The sequence below is a fragment of the Lysobacter sp. M15 genome (assembly GCF_022662515.1).
In the GTDB taxonomy this organism is placed as follows: Bacteria; Pseudomonadota; Gammaproteobacteria; order Xanthomonadales; family Xanthomonadaceae; genus JAKPBU01.
Genome location: NZ_JAKPBV010000009.1, coordinates 100,457 through 117,460 on the forward strand (window position 1 = coordinate 100,457; position 17,004 = coordinate 117,460).

The window sequence follows — 17,004 nt, forward strand, 5'->3', positions numbered from 1 at the left end:
ATGGCGATCGTGCTGCTGTTCGGAGTCTTCGTTCTGCTGCTGCTGTTGGGCGTACCGGTCGCCTTTTCGCTGGCCGCGTCCTCGCTGCTGCTCCTGTTCTTCCTCGACCTGCCTTCGGTGGTGCTGGTGCAGCAGGTCGGCGCCGGTATCGGCAGCGCGTCGCTGATCGCGATCCCGCTGTTCATCTTCGCCGGCGAAATCATGATGCGCGGCGGGATCTCGGAGCGATTGATCAGTCTTGCCGCGGCGCTGGTCGGGCGGGTCCGCGGCGGGCTCGGCCAGGTCAGCATCCTCTCGTCGCTGTTCTTCGGCGGTGTGTCCGGCTCGGCGATCGCCGATGTGTCCGCGGTCGGTGGCACCATGATTCCGCAGATGGTCCGCCGCGGCTACGACCGCGACTTCGCGGTCAACGTCAGCATCACCGCTGCGCTGGTGGCGCTGCTGGTGCCGCCTTCGCACAACCTGATCCTGTACTCGGCCGCGGTCGGCGGTGGCATCTCGATTGCCGACCTGTTCGCCGCAGGCATCGTTCCGGCGCTGCTGATGACATTCGCACTGATGGTCACCGGCTATGTGGTCGCGCGCCGCCGCGGCTATGGCGTCGAGCCGTTCCCCGGCCTGCGCGCGGTCCTGCTGCGGCTGCTGTCGGCGCTGCCCGGGCTCGGCCTGGTGGCGCTGATCTTCGTCGGCATCCGCGCCGGCGTATTCACCGCGGTGGAGAGCGCCGCGGTTGCGGTGGTGTACGCGCTGCTGGTGACCGTGGCGGTGTACCGCGCGCTCGACCTGCGTGGGTTCGTGCAGGCCGTGGCGCACGCGACACGCACCACCGGCGTGATCCTGTTCGTGATCGCGACCGCGGCGCTGTTCGGATGGCTGCTCGCCTACCTGGAAGTTCCAGCGGCGGCGGTGGAGCTGCTCAGCGCGGTCGCCGACAGCCGCTATACGGTCTTGCTCCTGATCGTGCTGATCCTGCTGCTGCTGGGCACCTTCATGGATCTGGCGCCGATGATCCTGATCTGCACGCCGATCTTCCTGCCGGTGGCGAAGGCGTTCGGTGTCGATCCGCTGCAGTTCGGCACGGTGCTGGTGCTGGCCGGCGGCATCGGCCTGGTCACGCCGCCGGTGGGCTCGGTGCTGTTCGTCGGCACCGCCATCGGCGGAATCGGCATCGGTGAGAGCCTGAAGTCGATCTGGCCGTTCTGGCTGGCGGCGGTGGCGGTGTTGCTGGTGGTCGCGGGCGTGCCGGAGCTGTCGCTGTGGCTGCCGGCACTGTTGAAGGCGTAGGACGCTTATGCAAACAAGAGCATTGCAAGGATTGCTTCCCGCGATCGGGATTTGGCTGCTCGGGTCGATGCTCACCGCCAGCGCCGCGCCGCCGCGCGATGCGGGCGGCTGGGCGCGCGGCATCGAAGGCCAGCGCCAGGCCGACCTGGGCGATGGCAGCTTCCTCAATCCGATCCTGGCCGGCGACCACCCCGACCCATCGGTGCTGCGCGTGGGCGAGGACTACTACCTCACGCTGTCGTCGTTCGATGCCTATCCCGGGCTGCCGCTGTGGCACTCGCGCGACCTGGTCAACTGGCAGCCGATCGGCCATGCCATAACCACCAGCGTCGGTTCGATCTGGGCGCCGGATCTGGTCCACCACGGCGGCCGCTACTACATCTACTTTCCCGGGCGGACCGATGCCGGCCGCAGCAATTACGTGGTCTGGGCCGACGACATCCGCGGGCCGTGGAGCGAGCCGGTCGATCTGAAGCTGCCCGATCACATCGACCCCGGGCATGCGGTCGGCGAGGACGGCAAGCGCTACCTGTTCCTGTCCGATGGCGACTACGTACAGCTCAGCGACGACGGCCTGCGCACGATCGGCGCGGTGAAGCATGCCTACGACGGCTGGCGCTATCCCGAGGACTGGGTGGTCGAGAGCTATTCGCAGGAAGGGCCCAAGATCACCCGCCGCGGCGACTGGTACTACATGATCACCGCGGTCGGCGGCACCGCCGGTCCCCCGACCGGACACATGGTGATCGTGGCGCGCTCGCGCTCGATCCACGGGCCTTGGCAGAACGCACCCAACAATCCCGTGGTGCGCACCCGCTCGGCCGACGAGCACTGGTGGTCGCGTGGCCATGCCACCCTGGTCGAGGACGTGGCCGGCCAATGGTGGGTGATGTATCACGGCTACGAGAAGAATTTCTGGACCCTGGGCCGACAGGCGCTGCTGGATCCCGTGGAATGGACCGACGACGGCTGGTTCGCGGCCAAGGGCGGCGACCTGAGCCGGCCTCTGCGCAAGCCGGCGGGCGAGGCGACAGGCGCGCATGGCATGGCCTTGTCCGACCGCTTCGACGGCCGCCAGCTGGGCGCGCAATGGGCGTTTTTCGATCCGGCACCCGGGGAAATGCAGAGGGCCACGCTGGATGGCGAGGCGCTGGTGCTGCAGGGCAAGGGCAGCGCGCCGCGCGACAGTTCGCCGCTGACGCTGATCCCCGGCGACCGCGCCTATGAGGTCGAGGTCGAAATGGAGATCGGCGCAGGTGCCATCGGCGGCCTGGTGCTGTTCTACAGCGACCGCCTCTATGCCGGCCTGGGATCCAACGGCGAGGCGTTTGTGATGCACCGCTACGGCGAGGAGCGTCCGGCGGAAGGACTGGCGCCGGGCAAGGGCGGCAAACTGTGGCTGCGGCTGCGCAACGATCGCCACATCGTCACCCTCCATCACAGCCGCGATGGGCGCCACTGGGAAAAGTACGGCGTGCAGATGGAAGTCTCCGGCTACCACCACAACGTCGCCGGCAAGTTCCTGTCGCTGCGCCCTGGCCTGTACGCCAGCGGCCGGGGCCGGGTGCGCTTCCTGGACTTCCGCTACCGGGCGCTGGACTGACGTGGCCTGCGCGCTTCGAGTGCGCGCGCGCTTCGATGCCGGTTTCCCGCCGCCGGACCGGTAGAATCGGCGCCTGACACCGGTCGCCACGATCGCCATGGCCGCACGCAAGAAGCCTGTTTCTTCCAGCCCCCGCGCCCGCGTCGCGTCGGGCCGCATGCCCGATGGCAAGGTCGCCACCATCAACGACATCGCCCGGCTCGCCGGCGTGTCGAAGAAGACCGTTTCGCGGATCATCAACCATTCGCCGCTGGTGCGGCCGGATACGCGCGACAAGGTCGAGCTGTTGATGCGCGAGCTCGGCTACGTGCCCGATCCGATGGCGCGCGGGCTGGCGTTCCGGCGCTCGTTCCTGATCGGCATGGTCTACGACAACCCGACCGCGCAGTTCATCGTCAACATGCAATACGGCGCGCTCGATGCGCTGCGCGATTCCGGCTTCGAACTGGTGGTGCATCCCTGCGACAGCCGTAGCCCCGGCTATATCGACGGTGTGCGCCGCTTCGTCCAGCAGCAGAAGCTGCACGGGGTGATGCTGGTGCCGCGCGTGTCCGAGGACCAGGCGCTGGCGGACATGTTGCAGGAGATCGGCTGCCGCTACACGCGGATCGCCGCGGTGGCGCTGGACGAGCCTTCGCGCATGGTCATCACCCACGACCGCGACGGCGCGGCCGAAGCCGCCGACTACCTGCAGACGCTCGGCCACCGCGACATCGCCCTGATCACCGGGCCGGCCAGCTACCGCTCCGCGATCGAGCGCACCGGCGGCTTCATCGACGCCCTGTCCAGGCGCGGCATCGAACTGCCGAAGGCGCGCATCGTCGAGGCCGGCTACACCTTCGAGTCCGGCGTTGCCGCCGCGGAAAAGCTGCTCGGCGGCAAACGCCGTCCCAGTGCGATTTTCTGCGGCAACGACGAAATGGCCGCCGGGGTGTACCGGGTCGCGCTGCGCGACGGCATCAGCATCCCGCGCGAGCTGTCGGTAATCGGCTACGACGACAGTCCGCTGGCGTCCCGGCTGTGGCCGCCGCTGACCTCGGTGCGCCGCGACACCCGCGATACCGGCCGGATCGCGGCTGCGATGCTGATCCAGTCGGCCGAGGGCGCCGCTTCGCGCCCGGCGGCGAGCGTGCGTCCGCATCTGGTCATCCGCGACTCGTGCCAGCCGCCGGCCAGCTGAGCCGGACGGCTGGGACGGCCTTGAAATGCGATCAGGAGCGGGGTGCCGCGGGTATTGCGCAGTGCGAAATGACACCGGTTACCAGCGCGCGTAGAATGGCCGGCATCGACAACGAAAAGCGGCCCGACAGCGCGTCGGTGCGGCAGCGATCGGGAGACCCCTGCGTGTACCAGAAGACCTACCACGCCACCCACCCCGGTGTGATGCAGGACATCAGCAACGACGAGCTGCGCGACCTGTATCTGCTTGACGGGCTGTTCGCCGAAGACGCCATCCGCCTCAGCTATACCCATTACGAGCGGTTCGTGATCGGCGGGGTCGCGCCGGTGACCAAGGCGGTGGCGTTGCCGCGCCAGAGCGAGCCGGAATCGGCCAAGGGCCGTCCGTTCCTGGAGCGTCGCGAACTGGGCATCGTCAACGTCGGCGCCGGCCGCGGCACCGTGACGGTCGACGGCACCGCGCACGCGCTGGCACCGAAGGACGGCCTGTACGTGCCGATGGGCAGCGAGGAAGTGAGCTTCGCTTCCGACGATGCCGGCACTCCCGCGAAGTTCTACCTCGCGTCGACGCCCGCGCACGCGCGCTTCGAGGTCAAGCACATCTCGATCGACAGCGCCGTGCCGCTGGAACGCGGCGCGCTGGAAACCAGCAACGAGCGCACGATCTACCAGTACATCGTGCCCGCGACCTGCCAGTCCTCGCAGCTGCTGCTCGGGCTGACCATCCTCAAGCCGGGCAGCGTCTGGAACACGATGCCGCCGCACCTGCACGACCGCCGCTCCGAGGTTTATTTCTACTTCGACCTGGGCGAAAACGACCGCGTCTACCACTTCATGGGCCAGCCCGATGCGCAGCGCCATATCGTCGTCGCCGACGGCGAGGCGGTGGTGTCGCCGCCATGGTCGATCCACATGGGCTCGGGGACGCGCAACTACTGCTTCATCTGGGCGATGGGCGGCGAGAACCTCGATTACACCGACATGCACGTGCTCGACATCTGCCAGCTGAAGTGACGCCATGACCGACAATCCGTTCAATCTCGACGGCACGGTCGCCCTCGTCACCGGCGCCAGCCGCGGCCTCGGCCAGGCGATCGCGCTCGCGCTGGCCGAAGCGGGCGCCGACATTGCCGCGGTCAGCACCGGCGAGTCCGCCGCCACCGCCGAACAGGTGCGGGCGCTGGGCCGTCGTTTCCTCGCACTGCGGGCCGATCTGTCGACCCTCGAGCCGATCGCGCGCATCGTCGAGGATGCCGTCGCCGAACTCGGCGCGATCGACATCCTGGTCAACAACGCCGGTCTGATCCGGCGCGCAGATGCGGTGGACTTCACCGAGCAGGACTGGGACGAGGTCATCGACGTCAACCTCAAGAGCGCGTTTTTCCTGGCCCAGGCGGCAGGCCGGAAGATGATCGCGGCCGGTCGCGGCAAGATCATCAACATCGCCTCGATGCTCTCGTTCCAGGGCGGCATCCGCGTGCCGTCGTATACGGCCAGCAAGAGCGGGCTCGCCGGCATCACCCGCCTGCTGGCCAACGAATGGGCATCGAAGGGCGTCAATGTCAACGCCATTGCGCCGGGCTATATGAGCACCGACAACACCGCGCAGCTGCGCGCCGACGAGGCGCGCAACCAGGCCATCCTCGACCGCATCCCCGCCGGACGCTGGGGTGAGCCACGCGACCTCGGCGGCGCAGCGGTGTTTCTCGCCTCGCCCGCGTCGGACTACGTCAACGGCGCGATCATCCCGGTCGACGGCGGCTGGCTCGCGCGCTGACCTGCCGGCAGATCGCAGAGATGTGGACGATGAACCCTTCCCGGAGTCGGCCGTTTCTCGCAGCCACGATCCTCGCGATCGCGGCGTTTTCCGTAGGCTCGGCCGCATCGGCGGCGCAGGCGCCCGCTGTTCCGCCAAGCGGCGAGCGCAGCGATTCGTACGTGCAGCAGGCGCGCGACATCGCCATCGAACAACCTGGCCCGCACGAAGGCAGTGGCACCACCACCGCGTATCCGTTCTTCGAGAACGCCAGCGGCTTCGACATCGTCTTCCGCCAGCGCGCGCTGCATCCCGGGGCCAGCATCGGCGAGCACCGCAACGACAAGGACGAGATCTACTACGTCCTGTCCGGACGCGGCGAGCTGCTGCTCGATGGCCAGCGCCGCGAAGTCGCGGTGGGCGACGCTGTGCTGACCCGTGATGGCAGCACGCACGCGCTGTTCCAGCGAGGCGAGGAGGATCTAGTGATCATCGTGGTCTACCGCAAGCGCCCACAACCCTGACCGCACCCGCGCGGCGCGGTGGCCGAAAGCGGTGGCTCCGGCGACACGCGCTTGGCATGATGGCCGCCGACTTCACGTGGAGCGGCGCCATGCGCAAGGCCCTGCCGACGATGGTGTTCGCCACGGCATGTCTCGCGCTGCCGGCACGGGCAGATCAGTACTCGTACGTCACGGTGCAGCAGGCGGCGCAGGCCATGCAGGTGCTGGCGCGCAACCAGGTCGTGCATGGGTTCTGTGCGCCGTGCGGAGACCAGGCTTCGCAACCCTCGCGCGTTGAACGGGTGGAGATCGGGCGGATCTGGGAAGGCCAGAGTGCCGAGCCTTACCAGGCGTCGGATGGCAAGACCTATTGGCAGGTCTATCTCAACGACGCGCCCGTCGACCTCGCCTATCTGTATGTCGCCAGCGGGGACGGATGGGTAAACCTGGCCCTGCAGCTGGGCTTGCCTGCATCGGATGTGCCGCGGCGATTGGACGCGGCACAGACCGGCCGCTGACGCGCGGCATGTCCGGCCAACCGGCGCCACGCAGGCAGATCTGGATCGTGCCCGGCCGCGCGTATCCCGGCTGGGGCTGGGTTGCGGCCACGGCGGGGCTGTGGCTGCTGTTCGCGCTGCTGTTGCTGGCGATCGGCGAGTTGCAGCGCGGGTTCGATCAGGGCGCCGTAACGCGGATCGCGCTCGGCTACTACGCCACCGCTGCAGCGGTGGTGTTCGTCGCGCTGCACGCATTCGTGCGCCGCCCCTGGGCGCAGCAGCTCGCGATCGTGTCGAGCGTGCCGATGCTGCTGCTCTTCCCGGTCGGCACCGTGGTCGCGGGTCTGGCCCTGCGCGCGCTGCTGCGTCACCGGGCGTTCTACGAGGTCGGGCGCAGCTGACGGCTGCGCGCGAACGGCTAGACGCCACCCCACAGCGTCGGCAGCAACGACTCGCCCAGCCACAGCCAGCGCGCCATCCAGGCGCTGACCAGGCCGATCAGGACCGTCAGCGGCAGGCCGATGCGCAGGAAATCGCCGAAGCGGTACTGCCCCGGCCCGAGGATGAGCAGGTTGCCGTGATGGCCGATCGGGGTCAGGAAGGACGCGACCGCGCCCAGCGCCGTGCACACCACGAATGGCGTGGGCGGCAGGCCCAGCGACTGCGCCAGCGAGATCGCGATCGGCCCCAGCAGCACCGTGGTGGCGGCATCCGACATCACCTGGGTCAGCAGCGCGGCCACGCTGAACATCACCAGCAACACCGCCAGCGGGCTCCAGCCCGCCACGACCTGCAGCAGCCCGCTCGCGAGCAGGTCGGCGGTGCCGGTCTGCTCCATCGCGATGCCGAGCGGAATCACGCCGGCGATCATCACGAAAATGCGCACATCGATTCCGCGATACGCCTGCTCGATGTCGAGACAGCGCGTGGCCACCATCGCCACCGCGCCCAGCAGGAAGGCCAGCGGAGGCGACAGCCATTCGGTGGCCGCGGCCAGGATCGTTGCGCCCAGGATCACCAGCGCCAGCGGTGCGCGCACCCGCCGCTGCACCTCGCCGGCAAACGGCACCAGCATCAGGAACCCATGGTGCGCGGCGAGTTCGGCGAAGCGCGCGGTCTTGCCCCAGAGCACCAGCAGGTCGCCTTCGCGCAGGCGCGCATCCGACAGGCGCAGGCCCATCGAGCCGTCGCGCCGCCACAGGCCGGCGATCACCGCGTGGAAGCGTCGCGAGAAGTCCAGCTCACGTACGCTGCGGCCGATGAATTCCGAACCTGGCGCCACCACCGCCTGCACCAGCTGGGCTTCGCCCTCGCCGGTGACGGTATCGCCGAAGCGCGCGACCGCATTGAGGTCCAGGCCCGGATCCTTGTGCAGGGTCATCAGATCGTCTGCGGCGGCTTCCACCAGCAGGATGTCGCCCGCCAGCAGCGGGCTGGTCGCGCCCAGGTCCTTGCGCAGTTCGCCTTCGCGTACCCAGCCGATCAGGCGGAAGGTATCGCCGAACGCCTTCTGCAGCTCGCCCAGCGTGCGCGTGTTCCAGCGCGATTCCCTCACCACCAGCAGCTCGGTGCGGTAGCGGTCCAGGCGCAGGTAGCCGCCGTCGTCGTGCTCGCCGCTGTGCTTGGGCAGGACCCACTTGGCCAGCAGCATGTAGGCGATACCGACCAGCACCAGGGCGATGCCGATGGGCGTGATCGAAAAGATGCCCAGGCCCTCGGCCCCGGTGCGCTCGATCAGATTGTCGGCCAGCAGGAACGCCGGCGCGCTCACCAGGGTCAGCGTGGTGCCGAGCGAGGCCGCGAGCGACATCGGCATGAGCAGGCGCGAAGCCGGCAGGCCGGCCTCGCGCGCGTGGCGCAGCACGATCGGCAGCATCATCGCGGTGACCATCACGTGGTGGGTGAAGGCCGACAGCGCCGCCACCGCTGGCATCACCACCGCCACCCCGCGCGCCTCGCTGGCCCCGGCCGCGCGTCCGATCCACAGGCCCAGCCGCTCGGTGATACCGGTGGCGGCCAGTGCCCCCGAGATCACGAACACCGCCGCGACGATGATCGCAGGCTCGCTGGCGAAGCCCGACAGCGCCTGTTTCGCGTCCAGCACCCGGGTCAGCACCAGCGCCAGCAGGATCAGCATCGCGGTCACGTCCACCCGCAGCCGCTCGCTGACGAACAGGTACAGTCCGCCGGCGAGGATCAACAAGAATGCGAGCTGCTGCCAGTCCATCGCCGCATTGTGCGTGAACAGGGGGGCAGGCGCTTGACCCTGCGTCCACCTGACCTACACACATGGCTTTGGACACTGGCCGGCACGCGGGGTAACCCCGGACCCTCGAGTCATGCGCAACCCCACCCACAACCAGGCCGCCGCCGGCACGCTGCCGGACGCCGAAGCGCGTGCGAGCGCGGCCGAAGCCGCTCTCGAAGCGCAGCTCCATCAGCAGCACGCGCTTTCGCAGGGTCTGGCGCACGATCTGCGCGCCCCGCTGCGCGCGATCGACAGCTTCGCGGTCCTGGCCGGGCAGCACGCCAGCGGCATCGACGATGCCGGGCGCGATTACCTGAAGCGCATCCGCGATTCGGCCGCGCGCATGGGCGCGATGCTGGACTCGCTGCAGGAACTTTCCTCGGCCGGTCGCGCACCGCTCCGGTTCGAGCAGGTGGACCTGAGCATGCTCGCCGACTGGGTCGGCGCCGAGCTGCAGGACGCCCACCCAGGACGCGCCGCGCAGATCCAGGTGCGCCCTGGCCTGTCCGTGCAGGGCGACGAGCACTACCTCAAGCGCATGCTGGCCCAGCTGATGGATAACGCATGGAAGTTCTCTGCGCCACGCGAGCGGGTGGAGATCGACGTCGAGGGCGAACGGATCGGCGAGATCGTGCAGCTGCGGGTGCGCGACCGCGGCGTCGGCTTCGACATGCAGTACGCCGGCAAGCTGTTCGAGCCCTTTCAGCGGCTGCACGGGGTCGATGAAGGGTCCGGCGCGGGCCTCGGTCTCGTGATCGCCCAGTGCATCGCGCAGCGGCACGGCGGACGCATCCGCGCCGAGTCGGCGGTTGACGCGGGCAGCGTGTTCCATGTCGAACTGCCGGTCATGCAGGAAGGAGCGCCCAGCGGTGGATAAGGACATTCTGTTGGTGGAAGACAATCCGGACGATGTCGAACTGACCCGGATCGCTTTCTCCGAAGCCAAGCTGGACTCGCGCCTGGAGGTGGTACGCGACGGCGTCGAGGCACTGGACTACCTGTTCGCGCGCGGTGCGCATGCCGGCCGGGATCCGGCCAAGCTGCCCTCGATCGTGCTGCTCGACCTCAACCTGCCCAAGGTCGACGGTCGCGAGGTGCTGCAGGCGATCCGGGCCAACGAAGCCACGCGCAGCCTGCCGGTGGTGGTGCTCACCACCAGCACCGAACCCTTCGACGTGGATGCCAGCTACGCGCTCGGCGCCAACAGCTACATCCGCAAACCGGTCGATTTCGAACAGTTCGTATGGGCGGTCAAGCAGGTGGGGCTGTATTGGCTGGTGCTGAACCATCCGCCCGAGTAGCCACTGGCGAAAAGCCGAGCCCGCCCCGCCTGAGGTCAGCGCGGCGGCGCGAACAGCTGCTCGGCGCGCTGGAACAGGATCCAGCTGGTGGCGATGAACTTGTCTCCGCCGCCGGGACGGTTGCCGCGATGGGTATGGGTGAAGGCGGTCGGCGCGATCAGCAGGTCGCCCACCGCCGGCTTGATCCTGCGCTGCTGGAACAGGAATTCGGTTTCGCCCGCGTCGAACGCGTCGTTGAGGTAGATCGTCCATAGCAGGTGCCGATGCAGGGTTTCGCCGCTGGCATCGCGGGGATACAGCTCGCAGTGCCAGTAGGGATAGCCGCCTTCGTCGGCCTGGTACCACTGCAGATTGATCGCGCCCGGGCGCAGGCATGTGCGCACCAGTTCGCCCAGGCCGGCGTCGTCCATCGCGGACACGTCTTCGGCCGACAGGCGTCGGGGCGCGCCGTCCACGCCCGGCTTCTGCAGCATCAGCGGCGCGATCAGCGCCTGCGGATACTTGCGCAGATAGGCCAGCAGGCCGGCATACACCGCCACGTTGAGCGACTGGTCCACGTCGCGCCAGTCCGCATTGCCGGTGATCTGCACGTCGCGGCTGTGCTTGAGTTCCGGAAACACGCCGCCTCCGACGCGCCCCGGCTGCAGGGCGTCACTGCGTTGGCGCATGCGCGCCACGATCGCCGCGCAGGTCTGCGCATCCAGCGCACGCGGATAGACCTCGATGAAGTCCGCCAGGCTCGGGCTGGGATCGCGGCTCGGGGAACTCGGCGCCGGCGTGGGCATCGGCACTCCTGTGCGGGAAAGCGGACATTCTCGCCGAAGCCAGCCGGCTGCTGACAGCAGGTTGGCAGCAGCCCGGGCGCACGCTGCGATCCCGGCCCTGGCCGGCCCCGTCCCCAATCAATTCCGGAACCGATCCATGCCCGCACGCGACGGACGCCACGACTTCGATTTCATCCATGGCCGCTGGCAGGTCCACAACCAGCGCCTGCGGCAACGGTTGGCCGGCAGCAGCGACTGGGAGCTGTTCGAGGCGCAGGACGAATGCCGCCCGCTGCTGGGCGGGGTCGGCAACCTGGAGGAGTTCCACACGGACTGGGACGGCGGCTACGAAGGATTGGCCCTGCGGCTGTACGACCCCGCCGCGTCCGAATGGCGCATCCACTGGGCCAGCAACCGCAGCGGCAGGCTCGATCCACCGGTCGCCGGACGCTTCGAGAACGGCGTGGGCACGTTTTATGGAAACGATGTGCACCAGGGACAGCCGGTGCGCGTGCGCTTCGAGTGGAGCCACGCGAGCACCCACGGTGCGCACTGGCAACAGGCGTTCTCGGTGGATGACGGCGCCACCTGGGAAACCAACTGGCATATGTGGTTCCGGCTCCTGGGCGACGACGGGCGCCTGGTGCACGAGGACAACGTGATCGAGCTGCGCCAGTACGCGCTCCAGCCGGGCCAGCGCGAGGTGTTGATCGAGCTGTTCGAGCGCGAATTCGTCGAGACCCAGGAAGCGGTCGGAATGCACGTCATCGGCCAGTTCCGTGACCTGGACGATCCGGACCGGTTTGTCTGGCTGCGCGGCTTTGCATCGATGGACGCGCGGCGCGAAGCGCTGCAGGCGTTCTACTTCGGCCCGGTGTGGCAACGCCATCGCGAGCAGGCCAATGCCACGATGATCGACAGCGACAATGTGCTGCTGTTGCGCGCGGCCGCTGCCGACGCGGGCCTGATGCCGACGGCGGCGCCTCGCCCTGCCATCGGTGCTGCCGCGTCGGCCGGCGCGCTGTGCCTGGGGATATGCTCGCTGGACGCGTCGGCGGAACTGGGCTTCGCCCTGCGGTTCGATCGCCAGCTCGCACCGCTGCTGCAGCAGCATGGCGCCAACCTCATCGCCCGCTACGTCACCGACGCAAGCGCCAATACGTTCCCCCGCCTGCCGGTGCGCGAAGACGTGCGCGTGTTCGTCTGGATCGCACGCTTCGACGACGTGGCGCAGATGGATACGCATCTGCAGGCGCTGCGTGCGAGCCCGGCCTGGGCCCAGGCGCTGGGCGATGGCCTGACCGCGCCACCACAGATGTTGCGGCTGGTGCCGACCGCGCGCTCGGAACTGCGTTGAGCCGGCATGATCGGAACAGGCATGATTGGAGCAGGCATGACCGGCTGGCGGCAATGCGAAAGTCGATTGAACCTGCAGCGGAGCCATCCGATCATGCCGCATGCGCCGAGCCGACCGCCTATTCCTGATCATCCACGCACTGCGTGGACGCCGGTCCGCACAGCCCGCGCGCCGGATCGCCGAGACGTTGGGCGTGTCGCTGCGAACGGTGTACCGCGACATCGCCGACCTGCAGCTGTCGGGCGTGCCGATCGAGGGCGAGGCCGGCGTGGGCTACGTGTTGCGCAAGGGCGCGGACATCCCGCCGCTGATGTTCAACGCCGATGAACTCGAAGCGCTGGTCGTGGGCACGCGCTTCGTGCGCGCGTTCGGCGGCGAGCGATTGGGCAGGGGGGCCCGCGCGGCCCTGCTGAAGATCAATGCGGTGCTACCGCCGGACCTGCGCGAGCGCGGCCGGCGCACGCGGATCTTCGCGCCGGAACTGCCCAATCGCATCGAAGCGACCGGCCTGATCGACCGGCTGCATGGCGCGATCCAGGCGCGCACAGTGCTGCTGCTCGACTATCGCGACCAGCACGAGGCGGTCACGCGCCGCGAGGTCGAGCCGCTATGCCTCGCGTTCTGGGGCGGCAGCTGGACCCTGGGCGCCTGGTGCCGCCTGCGCGCGGACTTCCGCAGTTTTCGGCCCGACCGCATCGCGACCCTGGCCGAGACCGGGCAGAGCTTCGAGGACGACAGGACGCGGGGGCTGGAGGCGTATCTGAGATCGGTCGGCGCGGAGCCGGACGAACGCTAGGCGCGCGGTTCCCGGTGCCGGCGGCCTCAGGCCGCGCTCGATTGCAGCTGCGTGGTCGCCATACGTTGCAACGTGGCAGTGAGGGTGCGTTGGCTCATGTCGAGCATCATCAGCGGCGCGGACGGCTCGGCGGCGTCGAGCACGCGTTGCGCCGCCTCCACCACGTCTTCCACCAAGGTCACCGACTCGCCGCCCAGCAGCGCGCGCAGGCTGCGCAGGTGCCCGAGCAGCAGCTTGTCGAATTCCGGTGAACTGCCCCCGCCGGCCGCGCGGCGGACCTGCGACAGGGTCTCGTCCAGCAGCGCCAGCGCATGCAGCAGCTCGTCCGCATGGGGAACCGGAGTGGCGTCGGGAAACATGGCGGCGCTCGCAGAAGGCGGGAAGGGCATGTTCGGAAGCCCGGCGTGACTGCCCGGTGACCGGCCGCGACAGCCGTTCAGCTGTCGCTGGGGCGAGGACGCGGCGGGAAATCCGCTAGACGTCTCCGTCCGTCGCCCAGCCTTCGCCACTGCCGCGATGAAGCACGGTGTCGCTCGCGAGCACCTCGCCCGCGGGCACGGACCCCTGCTCGGCCAGCCGCGCGTAGATCGGGGTGAAGTCCGGCGCGGTGGCTTCCATCAGCTGCTGGAAGCTGTCGATGACGAAATAGGTCTTCTGGAACGTGTCGATGCGGTAGCGCGTGCGCATGATCCGTTCCAGGTCGAAACCGATCCGGTTGGGCGCATCGCTTTCCAGCGCGTGGATCGATTCGCTCTTGGAGGAGACGATGCCGCTGCCATAGATGCGCAGCCCATCGGCCTGGCGGCCGTTACCTTGCTTGATCAGCCCGAACTCGACCGTGTACCAGTACAGCCGGGTCAGGGCTTGCAGCGCATCGGCGCCGATCCCGTGCGCCTTCACCCCGCCGCGCCCGTAGGCCGCCATGTAATCGGCGAACAGCGGGTTCATCAGCAGCGGCACGTGACCAAACAGATCGTGGAACAGATCCGGTTCCTCGATGTAGTCGATCTGGTCGGGGCGGCGGATCCACCAGGTGACCGGGAAGCGCCGATTGGCCAGATGGTCGAAGAAATCCAGCTCCGGCAGCAGGCCTTCCACCCCGATCAGCCGCCATCCGGTCGCGTCGCCGAGCACCCGGTTCATGTCGGAGAATTTCGGGATCCGGTCGGGGGTCATGCCCATCGTGTCCTGCGCCTGCAGGAACTCATCGCAGGCGCGGCCGACCAGAACCTCGCGCTGACGCTGGTAGAGCCGGCGCCAGACATCGTGATCGGTGGCGCTGTAGTCGCCCCACGGCTGTTCGATGACGCCGGTGGCGTACACCGGCACTTTGCCCTTGTCGGTCTGCAGGTTCTCGACGCGGCGCGGCTGGTTCATGGACGTGCTCCCGGAGATAACTGCAATCTAGCGCGCCGCCGGCACAACATGGTTGCAAGATTGCGCTTTATGCCGCTTGTGGCGCAACATTCTTGCGCGTAACCATGGAAACCCGCCCGACATGGCCGAATCGACGCTGGATCGCACCGACTTGTTGCTGCTGGCGCAGCTGCAGCGCAATGGCCGCCTGACCAATGCGGAGCTGGCCGAGCGCGCGCACCTGTCGCCTTCGGCCTGCCTGCGCCGGGTCCAGCGGATGGAGCGCGACGGGATCATTGCCGGCTACCGCGCCGAGGTCGACGCCGAGCGTCTGGGCCTGGGGCTACAGGCCTTCGTCCGCGTGCAGCTCAGCCGGCACGACGCCGAGGCGGTGGCCGCGTTCGCGCGCTTCGTCAACGAATGGGACGAGGTGGTCGCCTGCCATGCGCTGACCGGCGACATGGACTACCTGCTGCAGGTCGTCGTGCGCGATCTGGACCATTTTTCGCGCTTCCTGCTCGACCGCCTGCTGGGCCAGTCGGGCGTGGCCGACGTCAATTCCAGCTTCGTGCTGCGCACGGTCAAGGCCTTCGGCGGCATGCCGCTGCCGCAGTGACCATCCCATCCCCGCATCCTGCTGTGGGAGCGGCTTTAGCCGCGATTGCCTTCGTGCCTGAACCAACCAGACAGCCGAAAAACATTCGCGGCTAAAGCCGCTCCCACGGGCGCGCTACTTCGCAAATTTGTCACCGAAGAAATCTCCGCGATTCCAGGTCGGCCGCGCCGCGGCGTCGCCGACGATGCGCCCGATGCGCGCATTGAGCCGGGCCAGGCGCGCCGCGTCGCGATAGGCGATCGGCAGGTCTGCCTGGTCGCTGGGCTGGTGGTAGTGCTCGCGCAGGAACTTGGTGAAGGCCAGCCTGGGGTGGCGTGTGCCGTCGGCGCTGATGGTGCCGCCGAGCAGATACACGGCAGGAATCCCGGCGCGGATGAAGGGATACTGATCGCTGCGCACGAAGATGGTTTCCTCGGGGAACGGATCTGGCGTCAACAGAACGCCGACCTCTTTCGCCGCCGTCTCCAGCGTACCCTTCAACGAGGAATGTTCCACCCCGATCGGCACCACGTCGGTGCTCGGCGCCAGCAGCACCGGCATGTCCAGGTTGATGTTGGCCACCAGCGAATCCGAGGCCACCGTGGGATGGGTGGCGAACCACTCGGCCCCCAGCAGGCCTTTCTCCTCTGCGGTCACCGCGACGAACAGCAACGAGCGCCTGGGTTTGTCCGCCGCCGATACCAGTTCGCGCGCGGCTTCCAGCATGATCGCCACGCCCAGCGCATTGTCCAGCGCGCCGTTGTAGATCGGATCGCCGTTGACCGGCGCGCCGACGCCGAGGTGATCCAGGTGCGCGGTGTAGACGATATGTTCGCCGGCCAGCGCAGGATCGCGACCGGACAGCTTGCCGACCACATTGCGCGACTGCGCGGGCTCGATGGTCGTGTGCGCGGCCAGCTCCAGCGTCACCGGCAGCTTGAAGCCGCGCAGCGTGCCGTCGATGGCGGCTTGGAACAGTTCCGCGGACAGGTGGTCGCTGCCGTCGAAAAGCAGGTCGGCCGCTGTGGCCGGCACGCTCGCCACGACCGCAAGCTGGGGAAAGGTGTCGATGCCCTTGCCGTCTTTGCCGCGCAGGCGCATGCCGGGCTTGCGCCAGTTGTCCGCGCTGCGCGCCCACGGGGTGCGTGCCTCTTCCTGCGCGGTATTGACGAACACCGCGCCCACCGCGCCGCGCTCGGCCAGCGCACGCAGCTTCTCGCGGGTGGAACTGTAGTAGGCGCGGCGGTCGTGATCGAAGCGCGCCGGCGCGCCGTTGAACAGCACAGCCACCTTGCCCTTCACGTCCAGCCCGGCGAAATCGTCGTGCCGCAGTTCCGGCGCATGCACGCCGAAGCCCACGAAGATCGCAGGCGCGGAAACCTCGGCGCGGGCCTGCTCGAAGTTCAGCGCCGGCAGGAACTGGTCCTTGAAGCGCAGCGCGACCGTGCGATCGGGATGGACGATCGCCAGGCGCGCACCGGCCTGTTCGCGCCGGGCCTGGAGCAGCGGTACGGTCTGGAAGAACGACTCGCCGTCGCCAGCCGGCTGCAGGCCGATCGCGCGCATCCGCCCGGCCACGTATTCGGCGGCCTTGTCGTAGCCCGGGGTTCCGGCTTCGCGCCCCTGCATCGCATCGTCCGCGAGGGCGCGCACATCGGCTTCGATGCGGGCCTGGGCGCTGTCCGCCGCAGCGGGACCCGCGGCCGCGGGGGCCCCCCCCCGCGCCCCGCGCGCCCCCGCGGCCCCCCCCCCCGGGAGGCGTAAC

The 17,004-nt window shown here is 68.6% G+C and carries 18 protein-coding genes; 13 read left to right on the forward strand and 5 right to left on the reverse strand.

Annotated elements, in window-relative coordinates:
* The 8 genes from MC380_RS08005 (at window position 1) to MC380_RS08040 (ending at window position 7,223) form a co-directional block, all read left to right on the forward strand.
* On the forward strand, window positions 1-1,284 hold the full coding sequence (locus tag MC380_RS08005; RefSeq protein WP_242164048.1) for a TRAP transporter large permease: 1,284 nt from the start codon (window positions 1-3) through the stop codon (window positions 1,282-1,284).
* 67 nt (window positions 1,285-1,351) lie between these two features.
* The gene (locus tag MC380_RS08010; protein WP_242102123.1) at window positions 1,352-2,887 is read left to right on the forward strand and encodes a family 43 glycosylhydrolase; all 1,536 of its coding nucleotides are present in this window, start codon (window positions 1,352-1,354) and stop codon (window positions 2,885-2,887) included.
* Between the two features lie 157 nt (window positions 2,888-3,044).
* Window positions 3,045-4,067 carry a LacI family DNA-binding transcriptional regulator gene (locus MC380_RS08015; RefSeq protein ID WP_242102947.1) on the forward strand — a complete coding sequence of 341 codons (1,023 nt, stop codon included), beginning with the start codon at window positions 3,045-3,047 and terminating at the stop codon, window positions 4,065-4,067.
* 164 nt (window positions 4,068-4,231) lie between these two features.
* A complete protein-coding gene (kduI, locus tag MC380_RS08020) occupies window positions 4,232-5,080 on the forward strand; it encodes a 5-dehydro-4-deoxy-D-glucuronate isomerase (RefSeq protein WP_343223559.1) in 849 nt (282 codons plus the stop codon).
* A 4-nt stretch (window positions 5,081-5,084) separates the two neighbouring features.
* The gene (kduD, locus tag MC380_RS08025) at window positions 5,085-5,843 is read left to right on the forward strand and encodes a 2-dehydro-3-deoxy-D-gluconate 5-dehydrogenase KduD (protein WP_242102122.1); all 759 of its coding nucleotides are present in this window, start codon (window positions 5,085-5,087) and stop codon (window positions 5,841-5,843) included.
* 29 nt (window positions 5,844-5,872) lie between these two features.
* The gene (locus tag MC380_RS08030; RefSeq protein ID WP_343223558.1) at window positions 5,873-6,346 is read left to right on the forward strand and encodes a cupin domain-containing protein; all 474 of its coding nucleotides are present in this window, start codon (window positions 5,873-5,875) and stop codon (window positions 6,344-6,346) included.
* Window positions 6,347-6,435: 89 nt separating this feature from the next.
* The gene (locus MC380_RS08035) at window positions 6,436-6,843 is read left to right on the forward strand and encodes a hypothetical protein (protein WP_242102121.1); all 408 of its coding nucleotides are present in this window, start codon (window positions 6,436-6,438) and stop codon (window positions 6,841-6,843) included.
* Between the two features lie 8 nt (window positions 6,844-6,851).
* Window positions 6,852-7,223, forward strand: coding sequence for a hypothetical protein (locus tag MC380_RS08040; protein WP_242102120.1), 372 nt, complete (start codon window positions 6,852-6,854; stop codon window positions 7,221-7,223).
* A gap of 17 nt (window positions 7,224-7,240) precedes the next feature.
* Here the strand turns inward: MC380_RS08040 and MC380_RS08045 are convergent, their stop codons facing one another.
* Window positions 7,241-9,049, reverse strand: a complete 1,809-nt coding sequence (locus MC380_RS08045; protein ID WP_242102119.1) for an SLC13 family permease — start codon at window positions 9,047-9,049, stop codon at window positions 7,241-7,243.
* A 112-nt stretch (window positions 9,050-9,161) separates the two neighbouring features.
* On the opposite strand from MC380_RS08045, the gene MC380_RS08050 reads away from it, so the two are divergent.
* Together MC380_RS08050 and MC380_RS08055 are read left to right on the forward strand one after the other, a co-directional pair.
* Entirely contained in the window at window positions 9,162-9,947 is a 786-nt protein-coding gene (locus tag MC380_RS08050) for an ATP-binding protein (RefSeq protein ID WP_242102118.1), read from the forward strand.
* Window positions 9,940-10,371 (forward strand): response regulator, encoded by a 432-nt coding sequence (locus tag MC380_RS08055; protein WP_242102117.1) that lies wholly within the window; start codon window positions 9,940-9,942, stop codon window positions 10,369-10,371. Before MC380_RS08050 ends, MC380_RS08055 begins: the two co-directional genes overlap by 8 nt.
* Window positions 10,372-10,406: 35 nt before the next feature.
* Here MC380_RS08055 and MC380_RS08060 read toward each other — a convergent pair whose 3' ends face one another.
* Window positions 10,407-11,156 (reverse strand): 2OG-Fe(II) oxygenase, encoded by a 750-nt coding sequence (locus MC380_RS08060; protein ID WP_242102116.1) that lies wholly within the window; start codon window positions 11,154-11,156, stop codon window positions 10,407-10,409.
* 136 nt (window positions 11,157-11,292) lie between these two features.
* On the opposite strand from MC380_RS08060, the gene MC380_RS08065 reads away from it, so the two are divergent.
* Entirely contained in the window at window positions 11,293-12,492 is a 1,200-nt protein-coding gene (locus tag MC380_RS08065; RefSeq protein WP_242164050.1) for an NIPSNAP family protein, read from the forward strand.
* A 100-nt stretch (window positions 12,493-12,592) separates the two neighbouring features.
* Window positions 12,593-13,288, forward strand: coding sequence for a YafY family protein (locus MC380_RS08070; protein WP_242164052.1), 696 nt, complete (start codon window positions 12,593-12,595; stop codon window positions 13,286-13,288).
* Window positions 13,289-13,314: 26 nt separating this feature from the next.
* On the opposite strand, the gene MC380_RS08075 is transcribed toward MC380_RS08070, so the two are convergent.
* Complete coding sequence (locus MC380_RS08075) at window positions 13,315-13,647, reverse strand: hypothetical protein (RefSeq protein ID WP_242102113.1); 333 nt, start codon at window positions 13,645-13,647, stop codon at window positions 13,315-13,317.
* 115 nt (window positions 13,648-13,762) lie between these two features.
* Window positions 13,763-14,665, reverse strand: a complete 903-nt coding sequence (gene phhA / locus MC380_RS08080) for a phenylalanine 4-monooxygenase (protein WP_242164054.1) — start codon at window positions 14,663-14,665, stop codon at window positions 13,763-13,765.
* Window positions 14,666-14,786: 121 nt separating this feature from the next.
* Here phhA and MC380_RS08085 point away from each other — a divergent pair, with 121 nt between their 5' ends.
* Window positions 14,787-15,260, forward strand: a complete 474-nt coding sequence (locus MC380_RS08085; RefSeq protein ID WP_242164056.1) for an Lrp/AsnC family transcriptional regulator — start codon at window positions 14,787-14,789, stop codon at window positions 15,258-15,260.
* Window positions 15,261-15,374: 114 nt separating this feature from the next.
* On the opposite strand, the gene MC380_RS08090 is transcribed toward MC380_RS08085, so the two are convergent.
* Entirely contained in the window at window positions 15,375-16,892 is a 1,518-nt protein-coding gene (locus MC380_RS08090; protein WP_242164058.1) for a M28 family metallopeptidase, read from the reverse strand.
* Window positions 16,893-17,004: the final 112 nt, after the last annotated feature.